This is a genomic window from Bradyrhizobium sp. SMVTL-02 (genome assembly GCF_051853005.1).
Lineage (GTDB): Bacteria > Pseudomonadota > Alphaproteobacteria > Rhizobiales > Xanthobacteraceae > Bradyrhizobium.
In genome coordinates this window covers 8,014,719-8,031,620 of the sequence record NZ_CP182469.1, presented here as the reverse complement: position 1 = coordinate 8,031,620, position 16,902 = coordinate 8,014,719, and the positions used below count along the sequence as shown (strand labels likewise).

The 16,902-nt window shown below is 59.7% G+C and carries 7 protein-coding genes and 3 pseudogenes; 3 read left to right on the top strand and 7 right to left on the bottom strand.

The features are described 5' to 3' along the window. Nucleotides 1-3: 3 nt before the first annotated feature. A pseudogene (gene tnpC / locus ACNJYB_RS38440) lies at nt 4-1,581 on the top strand (IS66 family transposase). 75 nt (nt 1,582-1,656) lie between these two features. Here tnpC and ACNJYB_RS38435 read toward each other — a convergent pair. The 7 genes and pseudogenes from ACNJYB_RS38435 to ACNJYB_RS38405 all read right to left on the bottom strand — a co-directional run bounded on the left by ACNJYB_RS38435 (nt 1,657) and on the right by ACNJYB_RS38405 (nt 11,939). Beyond that, a complete protein-coding gene (locus ACNJYB_RS38435) occupies nt 1,657-2,451 on the bottom strand; it encodes a tyrosine-type recombinase/integrase (RefSeq protein WP_439375753.1) in 795 nt (264 codons plus the stop codon). Nucleotides 2,452-2,652: 201 nt separating this feature from the next. After that, the gene (locus ACNJYB_RS38430; RefSeq protein ID WP_439371746.1) at nt 2,653-3,018 is read right to left on the bottom strand and encodes a tyrosine-type recombinase/integrase; all 366 of its coding nucleotides are present in this window, start codon (nt 3,016-3,018) and stop codon (nt 2,653-2,655) included. Between the two features lie 1,119 nt (nt 3,019-4,137). Then, nucleotides 4,138-4,422 (bottom strand): DUF3892 domain-containing protein, encoded by a 285-nt coding sequence (locus tag ACNJYB_RS38425; RefSeq protein ID WP_061883397.1) that lies wholly within the window; start codon nt 4,420-4,422, stop codon nt 4,138-4,140. A 1,007-nt stretch (nt 4,423-5,429) separates the two neighbouring features. After that, nucleotides 5,430-5,672, bottom strand: coding sequence for a tyrosine-type recombinase/integrase (locus ACNJYB_RS38420; protein WP_439371745.1), 243 nt, complete (start codon nt 5,670-5,672; stop codon nt 5,430-5,432). Nucleotides 5,673-6,766: 1,094 nt separating this feature from the next. Beyond that, complete coding sequence (locus ACNJYB_RS38415; protein ID WP_439371744.1) at nt 6,767-7,804, bottom strand: IS110 family transposase; 1,038 nt, start codon at nt 7,802-7,804, stop codon at nt 6,767-6,769. An 819-nt stretch (nt 7,805-8,623) separates the two neighbouring features. Continuing rightward, nucleotides 8,624-10,182: pseudogene (locus ACNJYB_RS38410) on the bottom strand (oleate hydratase). Nucleotides 10,183-11,678: 1,496 nt separating this feature from the next. After that, nucleotides 11,679-11,939 (bottom strand): hypothetical protein, encoded by a 261-nt coding sequence (locus tag ACNJYB_RS38405; RefSeq protein WP_156504716.1) that lies wholly within the window; start codon nt 11,937-11,939, stop codon nt 11,679-11,681. A 723-nt stretch (nt 11,940-12,662) separates the two neighbouring features. Here ACNJYB_RS38405 and ACNJYB_RS38400 point away from each other — a divergent pair. Next, nucleotides 12,663-13,832, top strand: a complete 1,170-nt coding sequence (locus tag ACNJYB_RS38400; protein WP_439371743.1) for an efflux RND transporter periplasmic adaptor subunit — start codon at nt 12,663-12,665, stop codon at nt 13,830-13,832. Nucleotides 13,833-13,842: 10 nt separating this feature from the next. Continuing rightward, a pseudogene (locus ACNJYB_RS38395) lies at nt 13,843-16,892 on the top strand (multidrug efflux RND transporter permease subunit). Nucleotides 16,893-16,902 lie beyond the last annotated feature (10 nt).

The window sequence follows — 16,902 nt, the reverse complement described above, 5'->3', positions numbered from 1 at the left end:
CTCGTGACAGCGCCTTCCGATCCGCTTCCCGCCGACCTTGCCGCTGCGCACGCAATAATCCTTGCGCAGCGCGAACAACTGGCGCTGGCGAAGAGCGAAGTGACCGTCGGTCGACTGGGAATCGAGCGGCTGAAGCTGATGCTGGCCAAGGCACGGCGCGAACAGTTCGGGCAATCCTCCGAACGCGGCAAGCTGCTGGTCGAACAGCTCGAGCTTGCCATCGAGGATCTCGAAGAGACGCAGGCCGAACAGGAAACCAAGGCCGAACTCGCCGCGCCAGGGGCCGCCAAGGAGAAGCGCGCGCAAAATCCACGGCCGCCGCGACGTCCGTTGCCGGACAATCTGCCGGTCGAGCGCGTCGTCGAACCCGCGCCTTGCGCATGTGGTAAGTGCGGCAGCGAGCGGCTGCACAAGCTCGGCGAGGTGGTCTCGAAGACCCTGGAATGCGAGCCGCGGCGCTGGAAGATTATCGAGCATGTCCGCGAAAAGTTCTCCTGCCGGGATTGCGAGGCGATCACAGAAGCGCCGGCACCCTCCCATCCGATCCCACGAGGCTTTGCCGGGCCGAACCTGCTGGCGATGGTGCTGGTCAACAAGTTCCTGCTGCATCAGCCATTGAACCGGCAGAGCAAGACGTATGCCCGCGAAGGGTCGAAATCGATGTCTCGACCCTGGCGGATCGGATTGGCGCCTGCGTGGTGGCGCTCGATCCCATTATTGAGGCGATCCGGATCCATATCATGAGCGCGGAACGCATCCACGCCGACGATACGACGGTGCCGGTGCTGGCCAAGCTTAAGACGGTTACCGGCCGGATCTGGACCTATGTTCGCGATGACCGGCCGTTTGGCGGCACGGATCCGCCGGCGGCCCTGTTCTACTACTCACGCAACCGGGCTGGAGAACATCCGCAAAGCCATCTTGCCGGCTATGTGGGCCTCATGCAGGCCGATGCCTTCGATGGATATAACCAGCTCTACAAGGCCCAGAGGAAGCCAGCTCCGATCCTTGAAGCGGCCTGTTGGAGCCACGGCCGCAGAAAGTCTGGCGAAATCTGGAGAGGCGCCGATTGCCAGCGAGGCCGTGCGACGCATCGATATCCTGTTCGAGATCGAGCGCACCATCAACGGCAAAACGCCGAAACAGCGGCTTGCGGCACGTCGTGATAAGTCGAGGCCGATCGTCGCCGATCTCGAAATCTGGATGCGCCAGCAGCGAACCTTGCTCTCATCAGGCAACGATACTGCAAAGGCGATCAACTACCTGCTCAACCGCTGGGCGGCGTTCACCCGCTTCCTGGACGATGGCCGCATCTGCCTCTCGAACAACGCTGCCGAACGAGCGTTACGCGGTGTGGCTGTCGGAAGACGAAATTGGACCTTCGCCGGTTCAGATGCTGGCGGCAATCGTGCCGCCGCTGTCTATACCCTGACCGAAACCTGCAAGATGAACGACGTTGATCCGCAAGCCTGGCTCGCTGACGTGTTGGCCAGGCTTCCAGATCACCCCGTCAATAGAGTCGCCGACCTGCTCCCGTGGAATTGGAAGGCGACCCAACAGTCCAAAGCGGCTGCTGCCTGAGCGCCGCGGCAGACCGGCGCGCCTGCCCGGGGTGCTGGCCGGATGCGTACCCTGTAGGAGGCGATCGTGTTGGCGCTAACATTGCGCTGGCGCATGAGGCGCTCGGTGAAGAAGCGCTCGATCAGCGTGGCGACATTGCAGGCGGGCTTCATGGCGTCGCCTCCCATCGCCGATCGAGACGCCGCGCGCCGCTTCTTCCATCAACTCGGGGCAGGCCGAGAGATACCAGTAAGTATCGCGCACGCAGACGTGGCCGAGGTAAGTGGAGAGCACTGGGAGTTGCTGCTCGACGTCCTTGCCTTCGCGATACCAGTCGAGCAGCGTCCGGATGGCGAAGCGATGACGGAAGCCGTGCACGCGTGGCCCGCTACGTTCACCTGGGTGCCGCAGCCCAATCTCTCCGGACAATCGCCAGAAAACGCGATGAACGTACTGGTGCAGCAAGCGGCCTCCCTGTTCGGCAACGAAGAAAGTCGAGCCGCAGCGTGATCCGAGCCGCGCGTCGCGCCGGTCGGCGTAGTCGCGCAGCGCGGTTCTCGTCGTCGGATGCAATGGCACGAGCCGCGGCTTGCCGAACTTGGTCAGCCGGACCGTCAGCACGCCGGCGTCGAGGTCGACGTCATCACGCTCCAGGCCCATCGCCTCGGATATACGCATGCCCGTCACCGCGATCAGCCCGAACAGGGTATGGTAGGCCCATCGGCGCAGCCCGTCCGCCGGCGGCAGAGCCAGGGCTGCTGTCAGCAACGCATCGATCTTCGCGTCGCTGTAGACATAGGGCTTGGCGCGCTTCCATCCCGGCAGGATGCCGACGGGCGGCACCTCCGTTCTCGGATCGAACCTGGCAACATGGCGCGCGAACCCGCGCACGTCGCTCAATCAGCGCCCAGGATGCATGACGATCGGGCGGCAGCGTTGCCCATTCCATTGCCAGCTTCGTCGTGATGATCCTGGCTTTGCGCTTCTCCATGAAGGCAACGAAGTCGGCGAGCCGACGGGTCTGGTGCTCGTACTTGTATCCCAGCCCCTTGCGCATGCTCAGGTACTTATCGAGTGCGGCGCGCAGATTGGTCATTGCACGCCTCCCGGCCAGGGTCGGCTCGATGTTCTCAGCGCATCGATGTCGACCTTCGCGTAGATCCGGGTGGTGTCGTGGTTCTCGTGCCGCAGCAACTGTCCGATCTCCGACAAGGTCGCGCCGGATCGGAGAAGCTCGGTAGCGAGACTGTGTCGGAAGATATGGGCGCCACGGTGTGCGCAACCTTCCATTCCAGCGCGATCGAGGGCGGCCTTGGCGATCATGGTGATCGCACATCCGGAAGCAAAGCCGACGTGCGGCGCGAGTGTGCGGACGAACAACCGTCGACACGACGACTTTGGGCGGCCATTGCGCAGATATGCAACGATGGACGCGCCAACGTCTGGCGGTATCGGCATCCGTGCACGCTGTCGGCCCTTGGCGCGAACGAGTATCTCGCTGGCACGCCCAGTCGATATCATCGGGCGTGAGCGTCGCGACCTCGTCGGCCCGCAGGCCGAGCTTGGCCAGCAACAACAGAATGGCGTAGTCGCGCCGTCCCATCACCGTCTTTCGGTCGCAACCGTCGAGAGCCTTCCGCACCTGAGCGGCAGGCAGATAGGTCGGCAGAGTTGCGAGCTTCCATCGTCGCATCGATGGAACGGAATCCGCCAACGGGCGCGCATTCAGCCCCCGATGGTGGAGGTAACGGAGAAAGGCGCGCAGCTACCAGCACATCGCCTTGCCTGTTCCCGGGCTCCAATCCTGGGCGTGGCGCTCAATGTAGCGGATCACGTCCTCTTGGCTGATCTTGCACAGGGGCGGCGGCGCCGCCGGAGCACACCTCGTGCAGGAACCTGCGGATGACCGGGAGATGGCGAACGATGGACCTCGGGGCCAAGCCGCGCTCTGATCGCAGGTAGGCATCGAACTCCCAGAAGATCCGTTCGTGCGGGGTGAGAGGCGGCAGCACCGATGGCGCGATCGCGCCTTCCCCGCGCAGCACCGACAGCCATCGTTTGAGCGCGGCCCGGTCACCGGGTTGGATAGACTGCCTCCCGCCTCGATGTCGGAGGTACCGCTCAACGACCTGCTCATCGAGATCGACCAGCTTATAGCGACGGCCCGCGACCCAACTCAGGAGCCCAAAGACATCGATTCATCAATGATGGGGGAGCACGACGAACATGGTGGACACCAATGGAGACTTCACCATCGCAACCCGTCGTTCTGTGGCGGCATCGTGATGGGACTAGTTGACCGTGTGGTTCGCAAAGCGTGCGGGCAGTTCGCGTTTGTCGAAGGGCCTGCGCGGCCGGGCGACCCTGAAGTCGAAACGGCGATCAGTCTTGAGTACGTGTTCGAGTGGCTTCAAGAGCGTCCAGAGCAGATCAAACGGACAGTGATTGTCAACACGATATCGCTAGACGACCCTAAATGCCGGGCCAGGAAGCGGGATGTGGCATGGACAGCGCCTGCGGCCGCGCAGCCGAACGGCGTCTCGCCCGCACTGCCTGCGATCTGGGAATCATATCCCCTCACGGACACTCAGGGAGCGAGAGGAGATTGTTCGGCTGAATCCCGTCCACTGTTGTCTTGATGTACTTGTACCCTTCGTGTCTGGCCACGATCAAACCAGCAGTGCGCCCGTCTTCCTGGACGTAGAATTCCCACGCGCCGCTTTCGATGTCTCTGATCGTCTGAACGACAGATTGCTTCCAGTGACTTCCGTTCGAATATACCCCGCCGATGCTGCTGATTCTCTCGTGTGGATTCGTCCTGTCGGTCTTACTGATGCAACGGACGCGTGCGAGTCTGGCCATGCGGATTTCTCCCCTCTCTGCAAGGCTGTCGGACGAGCTTACAGCGTGTCTGACGAGGTGGAGCCGACCGGTTCTGGTAGTTGTGCCATGGCTTTTCCTGATGGATATATCCTGCCGTCAGCTTCTTCCGCCGTGGAGGCTGGCGGCGTTGAAGTTAGCGGCGCGTGGTAGGGACAGCACCTTTATTCGCATGGGGTGCCGAGCCACGTGGCCGCTAACTTCGACTGTGGATGATCCAAACAGCCGTAAGTCACCGCACGGGCTGCCACTCGCTAATGTTCTCCGGTATGCCCGACTTGATGGGTCTCCGGTCGAAGGCCAAGAGAGCATGTACCGTTCGCCAAGTCTTCGGCGGCTGAAGATGGCGAAGCATAACACCCCAATGTCTCGCCGCCAAACGTGACCGCAAAATCCTTCCCGGTCGGAACGATCTGAGCGCCCCCTTCGTGAGTTTTGTAAAACCACCACTTCACCATCTGCGACTTCCATAGAACGTGCTGTGTTTCGCGTCGGAATGTACCTCGACGGCGCCGAAGACCCTCGCACCACCTTACATTCTCGTCCCCACCAATTTTGATAGGTGCCAAGGCCACTTCTCAGCGATACGAAGTGGTCGCACTTGAGAACTCAGCCTCTCGGGAGCAAAGGCGGCTAGCCCGTCTCCAGGGCACGGGCTGGCCACCACCGCTTGCGACGCCACGTTGTAGGATACAGGCCCACGGATGCACATATTCGAGCGGTACATCACGTCCCTACGCTCACAGGCGCTTGCGGTGCTTGCAGCCATCAGAGCTCGCGGCCGATCAGTCTTGAGCCTGGCAGATCGCCAACTCGCGACGTTCGATGCTGAGGAGCTCAGGAACTATCATCGCTCACGATATCAGAGCTTCGACCGATGACCTGCGCTCTGCCCTCTCGAACGGCGGGTATAACGGCATAACATTTATGGGCAATTAGCACAGAGGAGCGCGCGCTGGCGCCATACAAACGAGAGAAGAGCTGACGTATCAGCCCGTAATCGGCGCTACCTGCCCTTCGATTGCGGTTACCGCTTCGCGCTTCTCTTCGAACATGTGCCAGCGGGCATACACGCCAGTCACGCCTTTATCGTTGTGGTTCAGTAGCGCCTTCACGCAGTCGACGGAAAGTCTTGCCGCCTGAACGATTATCGCGGCCGTACGCCTGAGGTCGTGGGGTGTGAAGGCTGCTAGCTCTTTGTCTTTCAACAAGCGCCGCACTGCTTGGCTCATTGATGGCGCGCGAGTACCCTTCTCCGTTCAATGGAAAGACACTAGCGGCGGCACGCCTGACAGCTCTTGATTTCCGTCACCTACGAATTCTTGTAGTTGACTACGCGGTGTTCTCCGGGCCGAAACGCGATCAACCCCACAGGAGAACAAAGCTATGTCTCCACTAGAAGCAATCACCCGTTGGCTGGACTCACAAGATTTGGGCATGCAACTTGAGATCGCCGGTTTCGCGACATTCATGGTTTTCGGGATGATGACAGTTTCACGCTCGGCGACTCGGAGCAGCTCGAGTCTCTTTACCCATGGTTGAACGAGCCAAGCTTGGCATCGGACATCGCCGCCGAACGTGCCCTGACAGGTCGTGAGATCCTGGAATGAATCGGCCGCGACGTATCTAACACACCAGGCTCTCAGTAGTTGGAGCGCCGCCGAGAAGCCCCGAGGCCTGAGGGCCATTTCAAGCACCAGCGTTCCTGTTGCTGGGCCTGGGTCGCCTCATCGAGGCGCTGCTTGATTCTGGTAGGGCCGCAATTCCCTGTATTGTGGTGCATGCGTCTGCATGCACTGGCGGGTCAATAGAGGCCACGCCAACTGCACAAGCAGAACAGGGCATTGAAAGTGACCGTCAGGGCCACCGGAAGATCTCTCCACCCGACCGGTGGACCCGGTTGCGGCGCTGTAGCACAAAAGCCGAAACCGCCATCTCAATGGGCAAGCAGGGCTTCGCGCTTTTCTTCGAAACATTTGAGAACTAACTGTATCGAGGCCGATCCGGAGGCGGTCACCAACATCTGTCGGGCATATCGAAATGGCCCTCTTGCGACTTAGAGTCTTCTCTATTCGGCCGGATTTGGTCAAGGGCTTTGGTTGGGCGCCTCCTCGGGTTCGATACCGCTCGCTGGGCCGTGCTTCTCTTCGGGATCAGCCGTATGGCTCTCCCAGCATGGGATCAGTAGAACGAGACGGAACAATCGGACTCGCGTGCTGATCGCAGGGATGCGACCGTACAAGAGCCCAAAGCGAACTCATCTCGTCCATCGTCCCGCGAGGGACCTCGCCCCACTAAACAACGAGTGTGTGGACCGCGCGTCGCACTATTGTGCCGCGGGCGAGACCTCCCGTGTCCAGCGGAATTCCGTTCCATCGCTCCAAATGCGGTGCATGATGACGCCGAGCCGCCGCGCCAGAGCGACGATCGCCTTTTGCTGCCCGCGTCGTTTGGCGATCTGCATGGCCCACGCCTTGAGCCAGGACCATTTCTGGACCCGCGTCAGCATGACCTGCGCGGCCTCATAGATTAGCGCTCGCATGGCTTGATCGCCGCACAGCGAGATCCGACCGATGCGGTGGCTTTCACCGGACTGGTTGAGGACTGGCGTCAATCCGAGGGAGGGCCCGACGGCTTTCGAACTCTTGAAGCGGGCGGGAACGTCGATCGTGCTGATAAAGGCCAACGACCTGACGGGGCCAACACCGGGGATTGTCATCAACCGGCGACAAACCTCGCTTTCCCGGGCAAGCAGAAGCACATTGCGATGCAGTCGCGTGAACTGTTCGCGTAAAACGCGTCGGGCGACGAGAAGCGGTTCCATGAGTTCGGTCAGCTCCGGCTGACCAACGGTGAGTTCGTGGATGCGTTGTTCGAAGCCGATCACCCCCACAATTCCAACCTTCAAGCCGAAGTTGCGCAACAGCCCACGAATGTCATTCTCGATGGCAATGGGCTTCTCCTGAAGCAGCTTGCGACCGGCAAGCAGGACCCATCGCTTCTGACTGGTCAGGGTCTTGACGTGGACAGGCCGGAACAAGCCGACACGCATCATCTGCGCAATGCCACGCGCATCATTACGGTCGCTCTTGTTCACCTGCGCCTTGAGGAACGCCTTGGCGTGCCGTGTCTCGATGCAGATTGCCGGCAGGCCAGCTTCCGCCAGCCCGCTGAACAGCCATTGTGACAGCGGCCCGGCCTCGAGTCCGATCCGGTCAAACCGCCAAGTCGGATCGTTGAGTACAGCAAGAAGATCTTCCGGGTGGCTCTCCACTTTCACTTCCCGGCAGATGCGGCCTGTTTCGTCGACAATGCATAGGGACGTCTCTTTGACCGACACGTCCAATCCGGCGTGATGTTTCATGCTGCGCTTCTCCGTCCGATGTTTGTCGCTGCTCGACACAGACCACGCTTATCATCAACCTGAAGCGCAGCACCCTGCTAACGGGGCTCAGCAACAGGCTCAATACCCCATCTGACTCATCAGGGAAAGGGTCTTCCTCCAATCTTGCGCAGTGTCGTCGATGAGCTCCGCGGCCCCTTGGGCGCGGGCGAGTCCTCGCTTCCCATCCGTGGAGCTTGCGGCTATGATGTGGGCTCCGAGCATCCTACCGATCTTGATGGCCGCAGTGCCTGTACCTCCCGCCGCGCCCAAAATGAGCAGATTCGGTCCAGAGCGTAGTGCCACTAGTTCCATGAGGCCGTAAGCCGCGGTAAGATAGTTCACGGGCAAGGCAGCTGCCTGGGCAAATGACAGACGATTCGGGATCCGACACAATTCACTGGCGGGCACTGCGACTTCTTCCGCCAACTCGCCAGGAGGCACGGACCCGAACACACGATCTCCGCCCTTTAGTGCGGACACCTTCTCGCCCAGCTTATCTACAAACCGATAACCCTGAGCGGCTCAGCCAGGGGACGATGACGGCGTCGGACCACGCGCTTACCGGCAACATCAGCCGTTTTGCGAAGGCTGCCGGGCATGGGTAATCGAGCACGGCGAAGCTGGACTGGTGTAATTGTCACCACGCCTATGCAAGGGCATAGGCCTCTCCATCGCGCATACCATCGTCGAAGCGCATGGCGGCCGCATCGGGGCCGAAAACGTCCCGTCAGGGGCGCCGTCTTTCACGTCAGACTGCCGCTTGCAGTCACGCGATCGCGACGCCGTCCCGGGAATGCGTCACCCGAAAGCCTTCTTCAGCGTCGCGAAGATCACCGCGAGCGACTTGTCGTGACGGGTCACCGGCGGCACCGGGCGATCGACCTTCATCAACTGATAGACCGCCATCTGCGCCGCGCGCACCGAATATTCGACAGTGAAGACGACGTCATGAGGGATCTCGACGAACTGGCTGACGAAGGCGAGGTTGACCGAATTCTTCGGCACCGGCAACGGCCGGTCGGCCAGATTGCGCGGCATGAACATGCTGGTGATGTAGGGCATGCGGCAGGGAATGCAGATCGCATCCTCGAACACGCTCGCGTCGAAGTTGAGGTGACCGCAGAGCTCCTTCAGGATCTCTGCGCCGCCGCAATCGGACATTGGCTTGGCCACGAAATTGCCGACGCGATCGGGGTGCAGCGCATAGCCCCAGAACACCTGCACGTCCTTCGGCTGCCCAGCGAAATGCGGCTGATGATACAGCACCACCGACATCAGCCAGCTCGAATCCCTGAACGTGACGAGCCCGCCGGTGCCGGCCCTGTTGCCGGAGAACGCCTCCATCTTGTCGAAGAAGTGGGGATCTCTGCAGGTAACGGTGAACGACAGCCAGTAGGATTCGGGGATTGAGGTGTTGAACGCGGACGGATTGCCGAATTCGGGACGTCCCTTCGCGATCCTCTCCCACAGCGCCCAGCCCTTGCTATCCTTCTTGGTCAGTTGCGGCGCCGGATCCGGCATGGTGCCGAGGCTCGAGGCGTCCGTCATTGAGCCGTTCTGGAAGAACACGAGGTCGTCGTCCTCGAGGCGGACATTGGCGGTGCGGCCGTCGCGATCGAGCATGAGCTGGCGGACGCGCATGCGCCCGCCGTCGTCCTCAAGCATCATGTCGGTGACAGTCGTGCCGCGCACGAACTGCACGCCCTGCTGCTTCAGCCATTCGGCGAGCGGCCGCACGATCGCGTCATACTGATTGTAGACCGTGCGCTTGACGCCGGCGAGGGTCTCGATCCGCGGGAACTCGTCATGAAGCGGTGCAGATAGCGCTTCAGCTCGAGGGCGCTATGCCAGGGCTGGAAGGCGAAGGTGGTCTGCCACATGTACCAGAAATTCGATTCGAAGAATCCGGGCGACAGCCAGTCGGTGATGCGGCTGTTGCCGAGCGTCTCCTCTGATGCCTCGGCGAGCCGCAGCAGCTCGAGCCGGTCGCGCGCCGAGAAGCCCATATGCGTAACATCGACCTTAAAGCGGTTGCGGTCGACCAGCCGCGCCTGCGAATGCGCGGGAGTCTCCAGATTGAACGCGATCGTCTCCTCGCGCACGCTGAGGCCGGGATGTTCGAGCGACGGAATGCTCGACAGCAGGTCCCAGGTGCATTCGTAGTGATCGGTGGTGAGCATGCGCCCGCCGCGCAGCGAATAGGCGCCGTTCGCAAGCAGCGCGCCGTCGAGGCTGCCGCCGACCAGCGGCTGTGGCTCGTAGATCACGATATCGCGCCCCGGCGCCTGCGCGTCGCGAACGAGGAATGCCGCGCCCGCGAGCGATCCGATGCCAGCTCCGATGAAATACGCCTTCATGACGTGCCTCGATTGCAATTCGACATCTCGAAGCAACATAGCATGGCCGGACGCATCCAAGGTTGCGCTGGATCAAGCGCGGTGAGGACTGGCTCAGCTACGCGGAATGGCGGCGGATTGAGCCGTTGTTGCCGCAAAAAACGTTGGTCTTGCTGCCACGCAGGAGCCTCCAAGTGAGGCACTATCCGTCACGGATTGCAACGACATCAATTCTGGAAACAGCCGATGCGGCCACGAGTTCGGGACGACTTTGAGCGAACAAGATAAAAAAAGGCATTGCTCGGATACCAAGACGCTATGACCTGCTGCGTCATTAGCTCTTTGAGCATGTTCAAGAGGCGGTAATCAAGCCGAACGAGGATGATGAGGCCGTCGGCAAGTCGGCCTCTGAACAAATCCGCCGAAACGACAACGCGAGAACTCTTAGTGGAGGCTGCGGGAGCGAAATGTGCGTCGTTATGAGAGCGCATCCCCGGCAGTCTGCGCAGTTGCCTGTGCCTAGGGGAATACCAGGACACGTTTGATTGTGCTCCTGCTCTTTGCCGTTACGTCGATGCCTGCTCACGCGCAGTTGCCAGTCCCCTCTACATGGGTAAAGTAGCGAGGCTCTCTTCTCTCGATCCAAACACTCGATGCATCGACGAGGAATTTCACCGGAACGTATGTTAACAATGCGTGGATTTTCACGCCAGGGACAGCCGGTCCAATCCGGGCCTTGGTCAACATAAACTGGATTGGCGTCGGCGCCCTGGGCGCTCGAACTTGTCATAGCAGCAACGGTTAAGCCAAGCAGAGAGAACACACGAAACATTGTATGGCCCATCCTCTTAGACTCGCTCGAACAGATGAGCGGGCCGCTAAAGTCCTCTCGCCGTTGCGGCAAGTTGATCTCAGCCAGTTACCGGCGTCACAGCGCAAGTCGCCCGATAGCGTCATTAAACGTCTCAGATCCACAGAATTCAACCTACCAAGTTTTGGAGTGATGCCGGTTGCCTTCGTATCGGCGATGATCAAGATCGCATAGCGTGCGATCTGCTAGGCTCAGAGACTGAAAAGCGCGGGCCTGATGGGCCGCAAGCACCGCAAGGGCTTGCGGCCGCAGGAATGTGACGTGCCGCGCGTACGTTGTCGGTACGCCGTCTGGAATGCTAACCGATGGCAGTCGTGGCTCGAACAGCGGACCACGTACGGCACGCTCCGCATCTCCCCTTTCCGAGCCAGATCGGACGAGCTAAATTACGGCATTGGGAACGCTGTGTGCCACGGGTGCGCAATTATTGCCCGCTTCTTAGGCGCGATCGCTATGTTTCGCCCTCTTTGAAGCTTCGGCTGCGAACCAGACGACCTTCAGCCCTTCGCGCCAGCCTGGCGTATGGAACGTATAGCGTAATAGCCCGCGAGGACGCATTCGCGTTGAAGCATGTTGAGCCAGCTGCCGATCAGGAACGCGCGTGAAACGCGTTTCCAGTCGCTAGCAACTTAGACGCAGCCGTCGATCAGGCGGGTCGCCAGCTCGGTAGGTGCCTTTCGCTTCTTCTGAACGACCGAACCTGGCCGCCCGCCTTTAATGGCCCCGATCCTCGGCGGCCGGCGATCGCCGCAGCCCGACTGAATTGTCGGCGCTCGAACCAGCTGTTCTTCTCGCGGAAAGCGTTGCGGATCGTGCTGGTCGAGCTGATCAACACGCCTTTGGTCTTCTGCTCGCCGCGACGTGCCTTCTTGCCGTCACCGGCATCGCCGGCCTTCTTCAACGCCACGAAGGCGGCGACAATCCCAATTAGGATCTTACAAGGAATAGTTCTTAGCGGTGGCGGTTGTTTCCGCGCGCAATCCGGATGGAAGCGGCGATCCTCTGCCGATGCCAGCAGGCAATCTTCTCGATCGTATTATCGACGCGCCATCCGCCGATGGTGATGCAGGTAGGGTCGAAATCTCCATCCCGACACACGATCTTGCACTACGCTCTTGTAAGCTTCGTCCCTTACGCAGCCGTTCTCGCTCGTGGACGGGCCGGTAGAAAGTTCCTCTCCTTGTCAGAAGTTGGACAATCCGTCTGTCAGACGTAGCGACGTCGAGGTCATCCTTTCGTGCCAAATGAGTGTCTCCTTTGGCACGACACCTGCACGGCGGTCCGCATCACGTGCGTCACAGCATAAACTCTTTAGGAGCGGATCATGGTAAACGCAGAGATGCGCACGGGCGGCCACATTCATCTAGGATCGCTGCGTTACATACAAAGGTGGAGGGGGCGCATGCGCATAATCGAGCACCCTGATTTCACCGCTAACCTCAGTGGAGCATACGGTGATTCCGCTCTTCCTATCGAATTCTGAAAATGAGGCTCACAGAAGCTCTTCATTTACCCCCCCCGCCGTTCGCGCAGAGCTGTCTTCACTCCATACAATTTGGCCAAGCACGACATGAGCGAGGCAATAACGAACCAATGTTCATTTCACCCGCATAGCTTTAGATCCAGGATAATGGCGCGCGGTCTCGATAGGGCTGGCTTGTGGTTAGCTGTGCCGACGGCTCTGCTGATCGCTGGATGCAGTGGCGAACAGTCCAGCGACACGCCGGCCGCACCACCAGAAGTAAGTCTGCCCTTCGTCACGGTGCTGACGGTGAAGCCGGAGGCGGTGACGCTCGCTGACGAACTGCCGGGACGCGTGGCTGCTTACCGAACCGCCGAGATTAGGCCTCAGGTCGGCGGGATCATTGAAAAGCGCCTGTTCGACGAAGGCTCGGAAGTCCAGGCGGGGCAAGGGCTGTTTCAGATCAACCCTGATCCATTCAAAGCGGAGGTCGACAGCGCGGCCGCAGTGCTTCAGCGAGCTGAATCCAGTCTGATGCGCTTTGAAAGCAAGTTCGACCGTGCAAGACAGCTGGTGACGAGCAATGCGATCAGCCGTGATGCATATGATGATGCGATCACCAATCTTGCTCAGGCGAAGGCGAATGTTGCCGAGGCACGGGCGATGCTCCAGCGCCGCAGGCTCGATTTGGCTTTCACAACAGTAAGGGCCCCGATCTCTGGGCAGATCGGCCCGGCGCTTGTTACTGAGGGCGCACTTGTCTCGGCTAACGGAGCCAAGACTCTCGCGATCGTCCAGCAGATCGACCGGGTCTACGTTGATATTCGCCGACCTGCTGTGCAGATCGACGCGATCCGCGAGTCTGTTCAATCTAGGCAGCTTGATTATCTGTCTAAGGTGCCCGTTGAGATTAGCGCCACGAGCGGAAAGCCTTATCCGGTCACCGGGCGCGCGCTGTTCGCGGACGTCAACGTCGATCCCGGCACGGGCAATATCACCGTGCGCGTCGAGATGCAGAATTTGGGGCGCTTCTTGCTTCCAGGAATGTATGTCCGCGCCCGCTTACCCCGCGTGGTGCGGCATAGCGCATTGCTAGTGCCGCAGGAAGCCGTCATCCGGGATTTGGCGGGCCGAGCGCAACTCATCATCGTCGACCACAACAAGCAAGCGGCCCGACGCCCCATCGATGTGGGTGAGGTTGTGGATGGCCGCTACATTGTTACTTCGGGGTTAAAAGCCGGCGACGTTGTCGTGGTGCAGGGGCAGGAGCGCGTGCGGGATGGGGCCACGGTGCACTCGCAGCCATTCAAGCACGCCGCCGTGCAAGCCGAGCATTGAGAGAAGAGCTATGCCTCAGTTCTTTATCGAGCGGCCCGTCTTCGCATGGGTAATCGCAATATTTGTCGTTCTCTTGGGGGGCTTGGCAATCCCGCAACTGCCTGTCTCTCGCGCTCCAAACATCGCGCCGCCGACAGTCAGCATCTATGCAATGCATACAGGAGCCACACCTCAGGCGATCAACGACAGCGTTCTCAGTCTGATTGAAAGAGAGCTGTCGAGCGTCAGGAACCTGCTCTATTTCGAATCAACCGCCGATACGTCGGGCGAGGCGAGCATCACCGCTACGTTTAAGCCCGGCACCGATCTCGAAATGGCGAAGGTGGATGTCCAGAATCGCTTGAAGAGTGTCGAAGCGCGTCTTCCTGAGCCGGTGCGCAGAATCGGCGTTACTGTGGAATCGGCTTCCACCGGGTTTATCATGATTGTGACGCTCGGTTGCAACAATGGCCAATGTGACGAACTCGCCCTTGGCGACTACCTGTTGCGAATCCTTGCTCCTGAAATAAAGCGTGTTGAAGGCGTCGGTCGCGTGCAGGCTTTTGGCTCGGAACGCGCAATGCGCATTTGGGTTGATCCAACCAAGCTCGTGTCTTATTCGCTATCATTAACTGATATCATAGCAGCAATTCGGGCTCAGAACGCGCAGATCGCGCCGGGACGCGTCGGTTCGGAACCAACCGTGCCCGGGCAGAAGGTGAGCATCCCACTCACAGTTCAAGGACAATTGCAAACGCCAGAAGAATTTGCGGCCATATTGCTCCGTTCAGAGCCGGACGGCTCAAAGCTCGTGCTGGCCGATGTCGCGCGCGTGGAGCTGGGTGCACAAACTTACACTTTTGCAATCCGCGAGAACGGCAAACCGGCGACGGCTGCCGGGATTCAATTGACGCCGGGCGCAAATGCGATCCGGACGACCGCCGCCGTCCAGGCCCGTCTCGCCGAGCTCGCGCCGGCCATGCCGAACGAAATGAGTTACGCCGTAGCTTTCGAGACCGCACCTTTCGTGAAGATCTCGATCAAGAATGTTCTTCAGACCCTATTCGAGGCGATGATCCTCGTTTTCCTCATCATGTTGCTGTTTCTTCAGGATGTCCGATACACACTGGTCCCGGCCATCACCGTCCCGATCTCACTATTAGGCACCTTCGCGGTGATGTGGATGGCCGGCTTTTCGATCAACGTGTTCACGATGTTCGGTATGGTATTGGCAATCGGTATCATTGTCGATGACGCTATCGTTGTAGTCGAGAATGTAGAACGCATCATGGCCACGGAGGGGCTGACGCCCAAAGCTGCTACGCAGAAAGCCATGAACCAGATCACAGGTGCGGTCATCGGTATCACGCTCGCTCTGTCAGCAGTGTTCGTTCCGATGGGGCTCACGAGCGGGTCGGTCGGCGAGATCTATCGGCAGTTTACATTATCGATGACGGTCTCGATCCTCTTTTCAGCTGTTGTTGCCCTCACATTGACACCAGTACTATGCGCAACGCTACTTAGTCCAATCGAGGGCGGCCATCATGAAAAACGAGGCTTCTTCGGCTCGTTCAATCGTACCCTTTACCAGTTGACCAACGCCTATGTCGGATGGCTTGCTAAAATGGTCACGAGGACCGGCCGGATGATGGTGCTCTATGCCGTGATCGGCGTTGCTCTCGCGGCTGCGTATATGCGTTTGCCGACATCGTTTGTGCCCGAAGAGGATCAAGGTAGTTTTTTGACGACCTTCGTCCTGCCCGCCGACGCGACGGCAGGGCGCACCATCGAAATTGTGAATCGGTATGACCAACATGTGGGGTCACGCCCAGACATTGCGGGCAACCTCTCGCTAATCGGTTACGGATTTTCCGGCTCTGGGCCGAACACCGCGACCTCGTTCACGACACTCAAGGATTGGAGCGTACGGAGCGGGACGATCGACGACGAGATTGACAGCGCAACGGCAGCCATGGTCAGCGCACCGGAAGGGCTGATCATGAGTTTGAAGCCGCCTGCCATCGAATCACTAGGGACCACTTCCGAGTTTTCCTTGCGTTTAGAGGATAGAGCCAATCGCGACGTTGCTGCATTGATGGCAGCACAAGCCCAGTTGTTGCAGCTTGCGGCTCAAAGCAAACTCGTGGGAAACGTCCATGTTGAAGGCCTGCCAAGCGCGCCGAACGTCAAGCTGAAGATCGATCGACAGAAGGTGAAGCGCTGGGTGTATCGTTCATCGCGGTCAGTGATACCCTCACGGCTGCCATCGGGTCAACTTATGTCAATGATTTTCCAAATGCTGGACGCATGCAACAGGTGATCGTGCAAGCCGATGCTGCGACCCGAATGCAGGTTGACGACGTGCTTAGGTTGTATGTCAGCAACAATGCAGGCGCCATGGTGTCCCTGTCAGAGCTCGTCACGCCAATCTGGGAAACTAGCCCCCTCCAGTTCGTCCGATATAACGGGTATCCGGCTGCACGCATTGCAGGCAGGCCTGCACGCGGGATATCCAGCGGCGACGCGATGCTGGAAATGGAAGGACTAGCGTCACAATTGCCCGCAGGTTTCGCGGTTGAATGGACTGGGCAGTCGCTGCAGGAAAAGCAATCCGCCTCGCAGGCTCCCTTCCTGCTTGCTCTCTCCATGCTGGCCATCTTTCTGGTGCTAGCTGCGCTTTACGAGAGTTGGTCAATACCGTTCTCGGTGATGCTTGTCGTACCGCTTGGAATCATCGGTTCTGTTCTTGCAGTCCATCTTCGTGGGCTCGAGAATGACGTCTTTTTCAAAATCGGTCTAATAACCATTACCGGACTTTCAGCCAAGAACGCGATTCTCATCATTGAATTCGCCCAGCATCTTCGCATTCAGGGGCATTGCCCAATGAAGGCCGCCGTCGAAGCAGCCGGACGTCGATTGCGGCCGATTCTGATGACCTCGGTGGCCTTTGCACTCGGTGTGGTCCCGCTGATGCTTGCACGTGGCGCCGGCGCCGAAACCCAGCGCGCAATTGGGACCGGCGTATTCGGTGGGATGATCTCAGCAACCGTCCTTGCTGTGTTCTTTGTGCCGGTCTTCTAGGTCGTAGTCA

Excerpts from the sequence above, each read along its gene's own strand:
- ACNJYB_RS38430 (WP_439371746.1), bottom strand. The coding sequence starts at position 3,018 with ATGCCGATACCGCCAGACGTTGGCGCGTCCATCGTTGCATATCTGCGC.
- ACNJYB_RS38420 (WP_439371745.1), bottom strand. The coding sequence starts at position 5,672 with ATGAGCCAAGCAGTGCGGCGCTTGTTGAAAGACAAAGAGCTAGCAGCC.
- ACNJYB_RS38400 (WP_439371743.1), top strand. The coding sequence starts at position 12,663 with ATGGCGCGCGGTCTCGATAGGGCTGGCTTGTGGTTAGCTGTGCCGACG.
- ACNJYB_RS38425 (WP_061883397.1), bottom strand. The coding sequence starts at position 4,422 with ATGGCCAGACTCGCACGCGTCCGTTGCATCAGTAAGACCGACAGGACG.
- ACNJYB_RS38415 (WP_439371744.1), bottom strand. The coding sequence starts at position 7,804 with ATGAAACATCACGCCGGATTGGACGTGTCGGTCAAAGAGACGTCCCTA.